Origin of the sequence: Citrobacter sp. S-77 (assembly GCF_963864895.1) — a bacterium.
Lineage (GTDB): Bacteria > Pseudomonadota > Gammaproteobacteria > Enterobacterales > Enterobacteriaceae > Citrobacter > Citrobacter murliniae.
Genome location: NZ_CAWLWU010000002.1, coordinates 2,792,206 through 2,806,277, shown reverse-complemented (window position 1 = coordinate 2,806,277; position 14,072 = coordinate 2,792,206). Strand labels below are relative to the sequence as shown.

The window sequence follows — 14,072 nt, the reverse complement described above, 5'->3', positions numbered from 1 at the left end:
AGAATAACGTTACTTCTGAATCAGATAGCGAATCGTTGGGCCATCCTGCTGAATATCCAGAACTGTATATCCGTGATTACGGGCATCCAGTGGGATATTGTTGATCGACTGCGGGCAATCGCTCACCACTTCCAGAATTTCACCTTTCTTCAACTGTGGCATCGCCTCCAGCGTTGCAACGGCCGGGTATGGGCACGGTTCACCAACCATGTCGAGGCGGTAATCAGGGACGATATTTTTCATGCGGATTCCTTAGCCAGCGTCAGCCCGGCACGGCGGAAGAAGCGTTTTTCCCAGCCAATGATCAGCATCAGCGCGGCAAACAACAGCAGATAAGTCACCAGCAGGCCACCGAGTGGACCAAAGGTATTAAGCAGATTCACTTTATCCCAACTGGTGGCAAGTGCAGGAGCAAAGTCATCCCAGTAGTACGCCAGAATGGTAGAGCCGATAACGTTACCCAGACCGACCCACCAGTAGTGCACCTGACCCTCAACTGCTCGGTACATCCAGCCAGTTTCACAGCCGCCAGCCAGCACGATCCCAAAGCCAAACAGTAAGCCACCGATCACTGCGTTGGGACCTGCCCACATGATCTTCGGCTCGACGCCCAGTTGTACATAGCTGAAAATACCGATGGCGCTGACCGCCATCCCGAAGATGATCGCTTTTGCCATATGGGTGCGCCCGGAAATCCACAGATCGCGGAAGGCCGAGGTAAAACAGATTTGCGCCCGTTCAATCAGCAGGCCAAAACCAACACCGAACAGCATGGCAAGCCCGAGCTTGGGTTTATCCATTGCCGTCAGCAGCGCCCAACCGATCATGCCGATAAACACCAGCATACCAAGGCGAAAGCGGCGACGAGCCTGCTCTGGTTTTTGCGTTAACGGTGATGCCGCGGACACTTTCTGCATTTTGACCGGAATACGAAACATTGGTAACAGGGTAAAGCGCGCGCCGAACCATGAACCAATCGCCGTAGCCAGTGCGAAGAACCAGGCATGCAGTGAGAACTGCGGAATACCGGTGAAAAACGCAGCAAGGTTACAACCCATGGCCAGACGTGCGCCGAAACCGGCAATCATCCCACCGATAATCGCCTGCATAATACGTACCCGGCTACGAGGCATGCGTAATTTAACGTTGTTGGCCCACAGCGCTGCGGCAAAGCAGCCACCGAACATACCGAGGATCATCATCCCGTCGATGCGGGTCAGCGGAGAGCCTTCGAGGTGGATCAGTTTGTAGTATCCCCACTCTTCGGCGTGAATGCCAAACAGTTGCAGGATTTGACCACCCCAGCGGGTGAATTCACCGGTAACGGCCCAGAAGGTACCCGTAATGCCGAAATAGTAAGTGGAGAGAATACCCGCCGCGATGACCGCAGGGGCAGGGGCCCAAAATTTAATTAACCAGGCCTGTTTGAAGTGTTGCCATGACATGCGTTTTGCCTCTGAACTCAGAAGGTATTTAACAAGAGTTGTGGATACTACACCGTTCAGAATTTTTGACTATTAGTAATAAGAAGTATTATTGCCTGGATCAATATTTATCCGCACACCCGAAAGGCTGGCGACATCAGGGGTTTAATGCCACAATCCCACTTTCTTCGCATGCAGGATGAATGATGAAAAAATTAGCAATCATTGGTGCGTTGCTGGCCCTTGCCGGATGCGCCGAGGTAGAAAATTATAACGACGTGGTGAAAACGCCAGCCCCCGCCGGTCTGGAAGGGTACTGGCAGTCAAAAGGTCCGCAGCGTGCGCTGGTGAGTCCGGAAGCCATCGCCAGTCTGGTGGTCACTAAAGAGGGGGATACGCTGGATTGTCGCCAGTGGCAGCGGGTGATTGCCGTTCCGGGGAAATTGACAATGATCTCCGGCGATCTCACCAACGTGACGGCGAAGCGCGAGCTGTATGAAATTGACCGCGAAGGCAATACGCTGGAATACGACGGCATGACGCTGCAACGAGTTGATCGCCCAACGCAGGAGTGTGCTGAGGTGTTAAAGAAAACGCCACTGGCTACACCGCTGCCATAAGCTTTGTGCCCCGGTAGCCCGCGCCACCGGGGTTGTGCATTACAACACCTCTTCAATCACCCATACGCTAACGCTGCCGCCATTGCAGAAAAACGTCGCCTCGCCATTTTCGTCTGTCATCACACTTTCTTCTCGATTGCCCAGATAGTCACGCCAGGTTTTATTGGCGTAATTCACGCCGAGCGCGATGGTCTTTTCACCATCATCACCGTTGGACAGCACTACCACGCAGCCCGGATCATCGTCTGTGCCGCTCCGGCTAAAAGCAATACAGTTGGGGTGATCAAAATACAACGTTTGTATGCCATGGGCGAAGCGCTGGCGGGCCAGGATTAGCTCATCAAGCTGTTCAATGATTGGCATGTCGATAGGATAGGTTTCGCCATCGCCTCCGGTGTCTTCGTAGTGCGCGCCGTATAAATCGGGATAGAAAACCGACGGTACACCATTTTCTCGCAACAGGATCAGCGCGTAGGCCAACGGTTTAAACCAGGGCTCTACGGGGGCTTCCAGCGCCTGTAACGGCTGGGTATCGTGATTGGCGACTAACGTCACCGCATGGAATGGGTCGGCCTCAACCAGCGTGTCGGTGAATATCTGGCTCATATCATAATCGCGGCCCTGACGGGACGCTTCATGAAACTTCATTTGCAAAGGGGCATCGAAAAGCATGGTTTTCCCCTCCACCTGGTTGATATAGGTTTGTAGTTTGTCCACTTCGTGAGACCAGTATTCAGCGACAATAAACAGCGGCTTTGGCGCAACCTCTTGCACGTGTTCGATCCACTCCTTATAAAACCAGGCTGGAATGTGCTTCACCGCATCGAGGCGAAAGCCGTCGCAATGTGTTTGATCCATCACCCAACGTGCCCAGTATTTGAGCTCTTCGGTCACTGCATGGTTACGGAAATCGATATTCTCGCCCATCAGATAGTCAAAATTGCCTAATTCATCATCAACCTGATCGTTCCAGCCTTCACCGGTGTAATCATTAACGATTTTGAAAATGCCATCCTCGGTCGGGTTTTCAATGTGATCGATGCCGCTGAAGCATTTAAAGTCCCAGATGAATTGAGAATACTGACCCGCGCGGGCAGGGAAGGTGTAGCGTGTCCAGCCTTCACATTCGACGATCTCGTCGTCAATTTGCGTGCGGTCCTCGGCGTTAACGCGCTGGACACGGATTGCTTCTTTCTCATCCGCGCCCATTTTGTGGTTTACCACCACGTCCAGCAGGACGGCAATATCGTTGTGTTTCAGTGCATCTATTGCCGCCAGCAGTTGGTTTTTATCGCCGTATTTAGTGGCGATGGTGCCTTTTTGATCGAACTCGCCCAGATCAAACAGATCGTAAGAGTCGTAACCGACAGAATACCCGCCTGAAGCGCCTTTATAGGCGGGCGGAAGCCATACCATATTGATGCCGATATCATTGAGTCCGCCAGCGCGTGCGGCAAGTTCGGACCACAGGTGACCACCATCAGGGTAATACCAGTGGAAGTACTGCAATAACGTGGGATTTTTCATCTTCCGTGCTCCAGAAGTCGATTGGCCGACCTCTGGAGTATGGAAGATTATTCAGGCGAGACGGGAAATTATTATGGGGTGGTTGGAGCGTCGGGAACCAGCAGCATGCCAGAAAGACGACCATAGGCGTTATTCAGCGTCTTCTGACGGGTTGACTGACCGATCAGACCGCTGAGTTCATCCAGCCGCTGTTGCAGCAATGCTTTGAGTAACTGTTCGTTATCCAGCGTCTGTTTAATATACCCGGCAACCAGATCCTGAACGCTTCGCGTAATGCCTGGTGGAGTTTTTTCTTCCATGACCACTTCAATACTTTGCAGATAGCTAACTTCCTGTTCCAGTAAAAGGTCCCATTCACCGCGCTGCGCCAGTTCCAGCAGCGAGTGACTGAGTAGCGCGATGCGCTGCCAACGGTTGATAAACTCCACGGCTGAGGTCATTAACGGGACTCCTGGGACGACGCGTTGGGTGAGATCTGTTTCCAGGCTTCCGCAATATTGCCGAGCAATGCTTCGACTTCTTCAATGGCCTGGCAATCATTGTTCAGATTTGCGTGCAACAAACGACGAACCATATAGTCATAAAGTGATGACAGATGGGTTGCGAGCTCCCCACCTTTTTCATGGTCCAGGCCTGCCTTCAGGCCATTGTCGATAATATTGATCGCCTTGCTCAACGCTTCACCTTTGGCAACGATATCACCCTGCTGCATAAACAGGCGAGCGCGCACCAGGGCGCTGTGCGCGCCATCAAACAACATTTCGATCAGCTGATGCGGACTGGCGCTCATCACGGCGCTCTCCACACTGACCTGTGCATAGGCTTTGGTACCGCTCGCGGTATACATGCTTACCTCGTGTTATCAGGAATTATTCATCGCTGAAAATTGTTGACCCAGATAAGTACTGGTGCTGTTCAGTTTGCTCATCATTGAGTCCAGTTGCGTAAACTGCGCTTTATAGCGTGCCACGACTTCGTCAATGCTATTACTTACAGTCAGATACTGCTTAGTCAGCAGTTTCAGATTGGCGTTAATATTGTCCTGCGCATTGTCGATAATGCCGTCATCAGCCAGATAGCTTTTTACTTCAGTGGCAATCTTGGTGGTAATCCCCGTTTCTTTGCCATCGCCAACCAGCAGTTCGCGGGTGGCTGCTGTGTTATCTTTCAGCGCTTTAGCCAGCTTCTCTTCATCAATTTTTAGCTTACCGGTGCCGCCGTCCTGAGTAATGCCAATCTCAGACATGGTTTTAAACGGGGATTCGCTGCCACTGTTCGCAAATGGAGCACGAATACCGTTTTGGATAGTACGTAAAACACTGTCACCCAACAGTGCGCCGTTATCCGTACTTGCTGCTTCACCCGGTTCAACTTCTTTATATTTAGTCAGCGTGCCAAAGGTATCGACCAGCGAGTTATAGGCATCCACCCAGGTCTTAATTGCGGCAGTGGCCTTTTCATCACTTTTTGTGACAGTGATGGAAGCATCTTTGATTTCTTTAGTCAGTTGGAGCGTGATGCCTTGCGGTGCGTCGGTTACGGTATTGCTTTGACGTTCAATATCGATGCCGTTGACGGTCAACTGTGCATTTTGCGCACCGACCAGTTGTTTCATCTTCCCGCTGCCGGCTTTGCTGTCATAAGACAGTAAATCGTTCAGTTTCGTATCATTCGACACCGAGATCGTCATTTCGCTTTCGGTGCCGCTCTCTGCGGTTAATACCAACTGGTAATCGTCATCTTTCACTTTTACCAGGCTTGCAGAAATGCCACTGTCAGCATCGTTAATGGCATCCCGGATATCTTCGAGAGAGGTTTCGCCTTTGCCTAACTTGATTTCCAGCGGTTCTTTACGGCCTGGTTGTGAGATCGTAATAGTGCGCTCATCAACGCTGGTATCGCCCAACTGTTCTTTGGTAGAGGTAATTTTTGACGTAGTCGATAACGACTGCGCCTGTGCCAGTTGGGTCACGCTAACGGTATATTTACCCGGAGCCGCACCTGCGCTGGTGCTGACTTTTAAATCTTCTGTGCTGCTGGTGGCTGTGGTGCTTTTAAACAGATCGGCGCTGTTTAGTGCGGTATTCGCCGTCTGAAATTTTTCTAATGCACTTTTTAGCGTGCCGTAAGCGGTAAGACGCGAGGTGTTAGCGCTCTGTTGCTGGGTAATAGGCGTTAAGCGCTTTTTCTCAGCCGTCGTTAAGTTTGTCAGCAATGTATCCAGCGGTAAGTTCGAACCAACGCCCAGTGATGTAAATGAAGGCATGCCTAATTCCTTGTGATTGCAAACAGTAGTTAAGCGCTTTATCGGCAATCTGCGCGCAAAGTTTAATAATAGTTTTGCAAAAATAATGCGCAGAATAGTGGCAATTAAAGAGGGTATTTCAGGGGCTAAGAAAAAAGAGGGCGGAAAGTGAAAATTTTCTAAAGTTCGAAATTAACGTGCCGATACATGGGTTACGGTGAGAAACCGTGGGCAACAGCCCAATAACATCAAGTTGTAATTGATAAGGAAAAGATCATGGCACAAGTCATCAATACAAACAGCCTGTCGCTGTTGACCCAGAATAACCTGAACAAATCTCAGTCTTCCCTGAGCTCCGCTATCGAGCGTCTGTCTTCCGGTCTGCGTATCAACAGCGCGAAAGACGATGCTGCTGGTCAGGCGATCGCTAACCGCTTCACCTCTAACATCAAAGGTCTGACTCAGGCATCCCGTAACGCCAATGATGGTATCTCCATCGCGCAGACCACCGAAGGTTCTCTGTCTGAAATCAACAACAACCTGCAGCGTGTTCGTGAGCTGGCGGTTCAGTCTTCTACTGGTACTAACTCCCAGTCTGACCTCGACTCCATCCAGGCTGAAATCACTCAGCGTCTGAACGAAATCGACCGCGTATCCGGTCAGACCCAGTTCAACGGCGTGAAAGTACTGGCGAAAGACAACACCCTGACCATCCAGGTCGGTGCAAACGATGGTGAAACCATCGATATCAACCTGAAAGAAATCAACTCCAAAACGCTGGGGCTGGATAGCCTGAGCGTGCAGGAAGCTTACAAGCAGGTTGGTACGGCAGTAACAACTACATCCTATAAGGATGGAGCACAAGGTATTACACAACCTGCAGCAGCAGCTATTGAAGCGGCAGCAGGGACAGCTGCTGGTGATGGTGGTACTGGTACTGTTAGATTTAAAGACGGTAACTATTACGTTAATATTACTGGTTCTACAGGTGGTACTAATGGCGATGGTTTGTATAAGGCTACAGTGGATGCTGGTGGCGTTGTTACAATCGCTGGAGGCAAAGAAACTACAATTACTCTTGCTGAGACAACTGCGCCAACTAAAGTTCAGGAAGTAGATGCCGCTGCGAAGGTTGACACCACTGCAGCCGCTGCCGCACTGGTTACTGGTGGTGTTGCAGGAGCAACTGCCGCTAACACCACTCTTGTCAAAATGTCTTTTGAAGATAAAAATGGCAAAGCAATTGATGGTGGGTATGCACTTGAAGTTGGTGGTAAGTATTATGCTGCTGATTTTGATGAAAAAACCAAAACTATCACGGCTAAAACTGTTGATTACACTGATTCTAACGCCGTGGGTCAAAAAGCAGCTGTACAGTTCGGCGGCGTGAACGGAAAAACTGAAGTAGCTAACGTGGATGGCAAACAATATCTGGCGTCCAGTGTAAAAGATCACAACTTCAAAACCGGTACTGCACTGAACGAAGTGGCCGCCAAGAAAACCGAAGGCCCGCTGGCGAAAATCGACGCGGCGCTGGCTCAGGTCGCTGACCTGCGTTCCGACCTGGGTGCAGTACAGAACCGTTTCAACTCTACCATCACTAACCTGGGCAACACCGTAAACAACCTGTCTGAAGCTCGTAGCCGTATCGAAGATGCTGACTACGCGACCGAAGTGTCCAACATGTCTCGTGCAAACATTCTGCAACAGGCGGGTACTTCTGTTCTGGCTCAGGCTAACCAGACCACGCAGAACGTTCTGTCTCTGCTGCGTTAATTTACACTTATCGCGCAAACCCCGCTACGGCGGGGTTTTTTACATTCAGCTTTACCCGTAACCCCCAAATAACCCCTCATTTCACCCACTATTCACCCGATTAAAACCCCTGCAGAAACGGATAATCATGCCGATAACTCATTTAACGCAGGGCTGTTTATCGTGAATTCACTGTATACCGCTGAAGGTGTAATGGATAAACACTCGCTGTGGCAGCGTTATGTACCGTTGGTGCGTCACGAAGCATTGCGCCTTCAGGTGCGCTTGCCGGCGAGCGTAGAACTGGATGACCTGCTACAAGCGGGCGGCATCGGGTTATTGAATGCAGTTGACCGATATGACGCTTTGCAAGGAACGGCATTTACCACTTACGCAGTGCAGCGTATTCGTGGAGCTATGCTGGACGAACTACGCAGCCGGGATTGGGTGCCGCGTAGTGTCCGGCGCAATGCTCGCGAAGTGGCACAGGCGATGGGGCAACTGGAGCAGGAATTAGGGCGCAACGCGACGGAAACCGAAGTGGCGGAGCGTCTGGCTATTCCTGTGCAAGAGTATCGTCAGATGTTGCTTGATACCAATAACAGCCAACTCTTCTCATACGATGAGTGGCGGGAAGAGCATGGCGATAGTATTGAGCTGGTGACCGAAGAGCACCAGCAGGAAAACCCGTTACAACAGCTTCTTGAGGGGAACCTGCGCCAGCGCGTGATGGACGCGATTGACGCGTTGCCGGAGCGCGAGAAACTGGTGTTGACGCTGTACTACCAGGAAGAGCTGAATCTGAAAGAGATTGGTGCTGTTCTGGAAGTGGGCGAATCACGGGTCAGTCAGTTGCACAGCCAGGCTATCAAACGTCTACGCACCAAACTGGGTAAGCTATAGGGGTAATTTTACCCCTGAACAATGCCGCATAACGTATTGACTACCAGGAGTTATCATGACGGTGCAGCAATCAAAAAGACGGCCTCTAAGCCGCTACCTCAAAGATTTCAAACACAGCCAGACGCATTGCGCCCATTGCTTTAAGTTACTCGACAGGATCACGTTGGTCCGCCGGGGACAGATTGTGAATAAAATCGCTATCGCCCGCCTGGATACGCTGATGGATGACGCCGCCTGGGAGCAGGAAAAAAAAGAGTGGGTGGCGTTATGCCGTTTTTGCGGTGATTTGCATTGCAAAGAACAAAGCGACTTTTTTGACATCATCGGCTTTAAACAATTTTTGTTTGAGCAAACCGAGATGAGCCACGGTACGGTACGCGAATATGTCGTTCGCCTGCGTCGCCTCGGCAATCATCTGACCGAGCAGAATATCTCCCATGACCTGCTGCAGGAAGGATTCCTCGACGAAAACCTCGCCCCGTGGTTACCGCAAACCAGTACTAACAATTACCGTATTGCGCTGCGAAAATATGAGCAGTTTAAAGCCCATACGCATATGGGACATATGCAGAAATCCTCCTGGACAGCCAGTTCTGATATATATTAAAAACGAATAAGGTGTAACAGAGTCGTGTTTGTGGATCACGGCAAACGCTTTACACTATGCTCATAAATAGCAGTCACTAATGACAATATTCGGGGTAACTATGAAATTAGCACTTCTGGGACGTCAGGCTCTGATGGGTGTAATGGCTGTTGCACTTGTCGCCGGAATGAGTGTAAAGACTTATGCGGATGAAGGTCTGTTAAATAAAGTGAAAGAGCGCGGCACGCTGCTGGTGGGTCTTGAAGGGACCTATCCCCCGTTTAGTTTTCAGGGTGATGACGGCAAGTTGACCGGTTTTGAAGTGGAATTTGCCCAGGAACTGGCAAAGCACCTTGGGGTTCAGGCCTCGCTGAAGCCGACCAAATGGGATGGCATGCTGGCATCACTTGATTCAAAGCGCATTGATGTCGTCATCAACCAGGTGACCATCTCTGACGAACGTAAGAAAAAATATGATTTCTCTACCCCGTATACGGTTTCCGGTATCCAGGCGCTGGTGAAAAAAGGCAATGAAGGCGTTATTAAGACCGCTGCTGATCTGAAAGGTAAAAAAGTTGGCGTCGGTCTGGGAACCAACTATGAAGAGTGGCTGCGCCAGAACGTACAGGGCGTAGATATCCGCACCTATGATGATGATCCGACTAAATACCAGGATTTGCGCGTAGGCCGTATTGACGCCATTCTGGTTGACCGTCTGGCTGCGTTGGATCTGGTTAAGAAAACCAAAGACACGCTGGCTGTAACCGGTGAAGCCTTCTCCCGTCAGGAGTCTGGCGTGGCGCTGCGTAAAGGCAACGAAGATCTGCTGAAAGCAGTGGATGCAGCAATTGCGGATATGCAGAAAGACGGTACGCTGAAAGCCCTTTCTGAGAAATGGTTTGGGGCGGATGTGACGAAATAATCGTCACCCGAATAAAAAAGGCGCCTTTAACAGCGCCTTTTTTTATTTCACAGCGCCTTAATGTGCATAATAAAAAGAACATCACAACAACGTCTGCTCAATGGATTTTGGGTTGCAGCCAATGTACGTGCGGCCCGAAAGACAACGAGTCAATACCGGAGGCTCTATGCCACTGCATAACTTAACGCGCTTTCCGCGTCTGGAATTTATTGGCGCGCCAACGCCGCTCGAATATCTCCCGCGTTTTTCCGATTATCTCGGACGCGATATTTTCATTAAACGTGATGACGTCACGCCGATGGCAATGGGCGGCAATAAGCTGCGCAAGCTGGAGTTTCTGGCGGCGGACGCGCTGCGTGAAGGCGCAGATACGCTGATAACCGCGGGCGCTATTCAGTCTAACCACGTTCGCCAGACGGCGGCGGTGGCGGCGAAGCTGGGGCTACATTGCGTGGCGCTGCTGGAAAACCCGATTGGCACAACTGCTGAAAACTATCTCAGTAACGGTAACCGCCTGCTGTTAGATCTGTTCAATACCCAGATTGAAATGTGTGATGCGCTGACTGACCCGAACGCGCAGCTCCAGGAACTGGCGACACGCATTGAGGCTCAAGGGTTTCGTCCGTATGTGATCCCGGTCGGCGGTTCAAATGCGCTTGGTGCATTGGGCTATGTTGAAAGCGCGCTGGAAATTGCTCAACAGTGTGAGGGCGCGGTTGAGCTCTCTTCTGTCGTGGTAGCATCAGGCAGCGCGGGAACGCATGCCGGTCTGGCCGTTGGCCTGGAACAACTGATGCCAGGCGTTGAGCTGATTGGGGTGACCGTATCGCGCAGTGTAGCCGATCAAAAGCCTAAAGTTGTTACACTACAACAGGCTATTGCCAGTGAACTGGAACTGACGGCTGCGGCAGATATTCTGTTGTGGGATGAGTATTTTGCGCCGGGCTACGGTATGCCAAATGAAGAAGGCATGGAAGCGGTAAAACTGTTAGCGCGTCTGGAAGGTATCTTGTTGGATCCGGTCTATACCGGTAAAGCGATGGCAGGATTAATCGACGGCATCAGCCAGAAACGCTTTAAAGATGAAGGGCCAATTCTCTTTATTCATACCGGTGGGGCGCCTGCGCTGTTTGCCTACCATCCTCATGTGTAACGGCAAGGTAGAAAAACGCTAATGCAAGAAAGTATCCAACTGGTGATTGATTCGCTGCCATATCTGCTGAAAGGTGCGGTATTTACGCTTCAGCTGAGTATTGGCGGGATGTTTTTCGGGCTGGTGCTGGGGTTTATCCTCGCACTGATGCGCCTGTCGCCGCTGTTACCTGTCCGCTGGCTGGCGCGCTTTTACATTTCTATTTTTCGCGGAACCCCGCTGATAGCCCAGCTGTTCATGATCTATTACGGCCTGCCGCAGTTTGGCATTGAACTGGATCCTGTCCCGGCGGCGATGATTGGTCTGTCGCTGAATACGGCGGCTTACGCGGCGGAAACGCTGCGCGCGGCAATCTCCTCCATCGACAAAGGCCAGTGGGAGGCCGGGGCGAGTATTGGTATGACGCCGTGGCAGACAATGCGCAGGGCGATCCTGCCACAGGCTGCGCGCGTAGCCTTGCCGCCGCTGAGTAACAGCTTTATCAGCCTGGTGAAAGACACTTCACTGGCCGCGACGATTCAGGTACCGGAACTGTTCCGTCAGGCACAACTGATTACTTCGCGTACACTGGAGGTGTTCACCATGTATCTGGCGGCCTCGCTGATTTACTGGGTGATGGCGACGGTGCTTTCCGCACTGCAGAACTATTTTGAAGAGCAGCTAAACCGCCAGGAGAGAGAGCCGAAATGAGTGCTATCGAAGTCAGAAACCTGGTGAAAAAATTTCACGGGCAAACGGTGCTACACGGTATCGATCTGGATGTTAAACCCGGTGAAGTCGTGGCAATTATCGGGCCGAGCGGCTCGGGGAAAACCACCCTGTTGCGTAGCATTAATTTGCTCGAGCAACCGGAGGCGGGCACGATCAAAGTTGGTGACATTACTATTGATACCGCACGCTCCCTGAATCAGCAAAAGGGATTAATCCGTCAGTTGCGTCAGCACGTGGGCTTCGTGTTCCAGAACTTTAATTTGTTTCCGCATCGTACGGTGCTGGAGAACATTATTGAAGGGCCGGTTATTGTCAAAGGTGAGGCGAAGGATGAAGCGACAGCCCGTGCGCGTGAACTTCTGGCGAAGGTAGGGCTTGCGGGTAAAGAAACCAGTTATCCACGGCGTTTATCCGGCGGACAGCAGCAGCGCGTGGCTATTGCCCGGGCGCTGGCGATGCGTCCGGAAGTGATCCTCTTTGATGAGCCAACGTCCGCGCTTGATCCGGAACTGGTTGGCGAGGTACTGAGCACCATTCGTCAGTTGGCGCTGGAAAAACGCACCATGGTTATTGTGACGCATGAAATGAGCTTTGCACGTGATGTTGCCGACCGGGCGATATTTATGGATCAAGGACGGATAGTGGAGCAGGGACCCGCAAAGGCTTTATTTACCGATCCTCAGCAACCTCGTACTCGCCAGTTTCTTGAAAAATTTCTGATGCAATAAATAGTGCCACAGCACTCACCAAAGCCGTTTTGGTGAGTGCCCTGCATAACTATTTATAATTATTGATTTAATATTGACTCATCACTCTGCTGCAATAGCCTGTTGTTGAGCCATACTCAAGTAATTCCACACTTGTCCGATAATTTGCATATATAAAATACATTTATGTGTTAGCGTGTTCATACATTTGTGATGATTATCAATCTCAGGAGCATTACCACTTAGTATGCAGGATCATGATTTCTTCACCTGGCGACGGAGTATGCTGTTACGCTTTCAGGAAATGGCGACGGCAGAGGATGTCTATAATGAATTACAACATCAGACGCAACATCTGGAGTTCGATTTTTACGCGCTCTGTGTCCGTCATCCCGTACCATTTACCCGGCCTAAAACGGCACTTCATACGACGTATCCCAAAGCATGGGTGGCGCATTATCAATCCGAAAATTATTTCGCTATTGATCCGGTACTGAAGCCTGAAAATTTCAGTCAGGGCCATCTGCCCTGGAATGACACGTTGTTCCGCGATGCCCAACCACTGTGGGATGCGGCGCGTAATCACGGATTACGTAAGGGGATTACCCAGTGCTTAATGTTGCCGAATCGGGCTTTGGGCTTCCTGTCTGTGTCGCGTGCGAGCGTGCGTAATAGCAGCTTTGAGCAGGATGAGGTGGAACTAAGGATGCAACTGCTAATACGGGAAAGTCTGTCAGTTCTAACTCGACTGGAAGATGACATGGTCATGACGCCGGAGATGCGTTTTAGCAAGCGGGAAAAAGAAATATTGAAATGGACCGCAGAGGGAAAAACTTCTTCAGAGATAGCGATGATTCTGTCGATTTCTGAAAATACTGTTAACTTCCATCAGAAGAATATGCAGAAGAAGTTCAATGCCCCGAACAAAACACAGATTGCCTGCTATGCCGCAGCAACCGGGCTTATCTGAGTAAATTGTCGTTCTGAGTATCAGGCGCAAAAACCGGCTGAGAGCAATGCTGTCAGCCGGTTTCTTATTACTGACGGTAGGCCTGTTTAATTTGCTTAACAGTGCTGGAGAATACCTCAGCCTGTGTTTCGTCCTCAATCAGCGCGATCTGTTTTTCCATTTTAAGAATCACGCGTCCTGCATCGGCTTGTCCCATTGCCTGCAGCATCAACGTTAACATGGCTTTCAGGCAGGTGACTTCATTAGCCAGTTCTTGATTATTCTCGGCAGTGGAAAAATCAGGCGTACTCATTTATTTTCCTCGTTATGTTTCAATGAAAAAGTGCGATGGCAAATCTTAAGGCGCCGGAGTATACCATAAGCTTTGCTAAAAATATCAGAGGTTGTTTTTTGCGCAAACGCCCACTGGCGATATTAAAATAAACAATATGTTGCAGTGCATATATTTTCTCCATTCTTTGTATATTGCGAGTATTCGACTCGTTAATTATTGTTACAAGCTTGCTTTGCTATTTATCATTCAGCGTAAGAATATGAATTTTTTGTCAC

The 14,072-nt window shown here is 50.4% G+C and carries 16 protein-coding genes and 2 pseudogenes; 9 read left to right on the top strand and 9 right to left on the bottom strand.

The window, feature by feature from the left end; all coding sequences use genetic code 11:
* Window positions 1-9 precede the first annotated feature (9 nt).
* Both yedF and yedE read right to left on the bottom strand, forming a co-directional pair.
* Complete coding sequence (gene yedF, locus AACS05_RS13985; protein WP_000790504.1) at window positions 10-243, bottom strand: sulfurtransferase-like selenium metabolism protein YedF; 234 nt, start codon at window positions 241-243, stop codon at window positions 10-12.
* Window positions 240-1,445 carry a selenium metabolism membrane protein YedE/FdhT gene (yedE, locus tag AACS05_RS13980; RefSeq protein WP_045444318.1) on the bottom strand — a complete coding sequence of 402 codons (1,206 nt, stop codon included), beginning with the start codon at window positions 1,443-1,445 and terminating at the stop codon, window positions 240-242. The genes yedF and yedE overlap by 4 nt, the downstream gene beginning before the upstream one ends.
* Window positions 1,446-1,630: 185 nt before the next feature.
* Here yedE and yedD point away from each other — a divergent pair, with 185 nt between their 5' ends.
* Window positions 1,631-2,044: a lipoprotein YedD gene (gene yedD, locus AACS05_RS13975; protein ID WP_045444315.1), complete on the top strand. Its 414-nt coding sequence runs from the start codon at window positions 1,631-1,633 to the stop codon at window positions 2,042-2,044.
* A 39-nt stretch (window positions 2,045-2,083) separates the two neighbouring features.
* Here the strand turns inward: yedD and amyA are convergent, their stop codons facing one another.
* From amyA to fliD, 4 genes are all read right to left on the bottom strand, one after another.
* Window positions 2,084-3,571 carry an alpha-amylase gene (gene amyA, locus AACS05_RS13970; RefSeq protein WP_045444312.1) on the bottom strand — a complete coding sequence of 496 codons (1,488 nt, stop codon included), beginning with the start codon at window positions 3,569-3,571 and terminating at the stop codon, window positions 2,084-2,086.
* Between the two features lie 71 nt (window positions 3,572-3,642).
* Window positions 3,643-4,011, bottom strand: a complete 369-nt coding sequence (fliT, locus tag AACS05_RS13965; RefSeq protein ID WP_045444309.1) for a flagella biosynthesis regulatory protein FliT — start codon at window positions 4,009-4,011, stop codon at window positions 3,643-3,645.
* Complete coding sequence (gene fliS, locus AACS05_RS13960) at window positions 4,011-4,418, bottom strand: flagellar export chaperone FliS (RefSeq protein WP_045444306.1); 408 nt, start codon at window positions 4,416-4,418, stop codon at window positions 4,011-4,013. Before fliS ends, fliT begins: the two co-directional genes overlap by 1 nt.
* Window positions 4,419-4,433: 15 nt before the next feature.
* Window positions 4,434-5,837 (bottom strand): flagellar filament capping protein FliD, encoded by a 1,404-nt coding sequence (gene fliD / locus AACS05_RS13955; RefSeq protein ID WP_045444303.1) that lies wholly within the window; start codon window positions 5,835-5,837, stop codon window positions 4,434-4,436.
* 255 nt (window positions 5,838-6,092) lie between these two features.
* On the opposite strand from fliD, the gene AACS05_RS13950 reads away from it, so the two are divergent.
* From AACS05_RS13950 to sdiA, 8 genes are all read left to right on the top strand, one after another.
* Window positions 6,093-7,592 carry a FliC/FljB family flagellin gene (locus tag AACS05_RS13950; RefSeq protein WP_045444300.1) on the top strand — a complete coding sequence of 500 codons (1,500 nt, stop codon included), beginning with the start codon at window positions 6,093-6,095 and terminating at the stop codon, window positions 7,590-7,592.
* A 162-nt stretch (window positions 7,593-7,754) separates the two neighbouring features.
* Entirely contained in the window at window positions 7,755-8,474 is a 720-nt protein-coding gene (locus AACS05_RS13945) for an RNA polymerase sigma factor FliA (protein ID WP_045444297.1), read from the top strand.
* Window positions 8,475-8,529: 55 nt separating this feature from the next.
* Window positions 8,530-9,081: a flagella biosynthesis regulatory protein FliZ gene (fliZ, locus tag AACS05_RS13940; protein WP_045444294.1), complete on the top strand. Its 552-nt coding sequence runs from the start codon at window positions 8,530-8,532 to the stop codon at window positions 9,079-9,081.
* Window positions 9,082-9,181: 100 nt separating this feature from the next.
* A complete protein-coding gene (gene tcyJ / locus AACS05_RS13935) occupies window positions 9,182-9,982 on the top strand; it encodes a cystine ABC transporter substrate-binding protein (RefSeq protein WP_045444291.1) in 801 nt (266 codons plus the stop codon).
* A 166-nt stretch (window positions 9,983-10,148) separates the two neighbouring features.
* Complete coding sequence (gene dcyD, locus AACS05_RS13930) at window positions 10,149-11,135, top strand: D-cysteine desulfhydrase (RefSeq protein WP_045444287.1); 987 nt, start codon at window positions 10,149-10,151, stop codon at window positions 11,133-11,135.
* Window positions 11,136-11,156: 21 nt separating this feature from the next.
* Window positions 11,157-11,825, top strand: a complete 669-nt coding sequence (tcyL, locus tag AACS05_RS13925; RefSeq protein WP_045444284.1) for a cystine ABC transporter permease — start codon at window positions 11,157-11,159, stop codon at window positions 11,823-11,825.
* Entirely contained in the window at window positions 11,822-12,574 is a 753-nt protein-coding gene (tcyN, locus tag AACS05_RS13920; RefSeq protein ID WP_045444281.1) for an L-cystine ABC transporter ATP-binding protein TcyN, read from the top strand. Before tcyL ends, tcyN begins: the two co-directional genes overlap by 4 nt.
* Window positions 12,575-12,800: 226 nt before the next feature.
* The gene (gene sdiA / locus AACS05_RS13915) at window positions 12,801-13,523 is read left to right on the top strand and encodes a transcriptional regulator SdiA (protein ID WP_045444278.1); all 723 of its coding nucleotides are present in this window, start codon (window positions 12,801-12,803) and stop codon (window positions 13,521-13,523) included.
* Between the two features lie 67 nt (window positions 13,524-13,590).
* Here the strand turns inward: sdiA and AACS05_RS13910 are convergent, their stop codons facing one another.
* From AACS05_RS13910 to AACS05_RS25005, 3 genes and pseudogenes are all read right to left on the bottom strand, one after another.
* Window positions 13,591-13,815: a DUF2594 family protein gene (locus AACS05_RS13910; protein WP_045444275.1), complete on the bottom strand. Its 225-nt coding sequence runs from the start codon at window positions 13,813-13,815 to the stop codon at window positions 13,591-13,593.
* Window positions 13,812-13,922: pseudogene (locus AACS05_RS13905) on the bottom strand (hypothetical protein); the annotation flags it as partial. The gene AACS05_RS13910 and the pseudogene AACS05_RS13905, both read right to left, overlap by 4 nt.
* Window positions 13,898-13,978, bottom strand: a pseudogene (locus tag AACS05_RS25005) (hypothetical protein); the annotation flags it as partial. The pseudogenes AACS05_RS13905 and AACS05_RS25005, both read right to left, overlap by 25 nt.
* Window positions 13,979-14,072 lie beyond the last annotated feature (94 nt).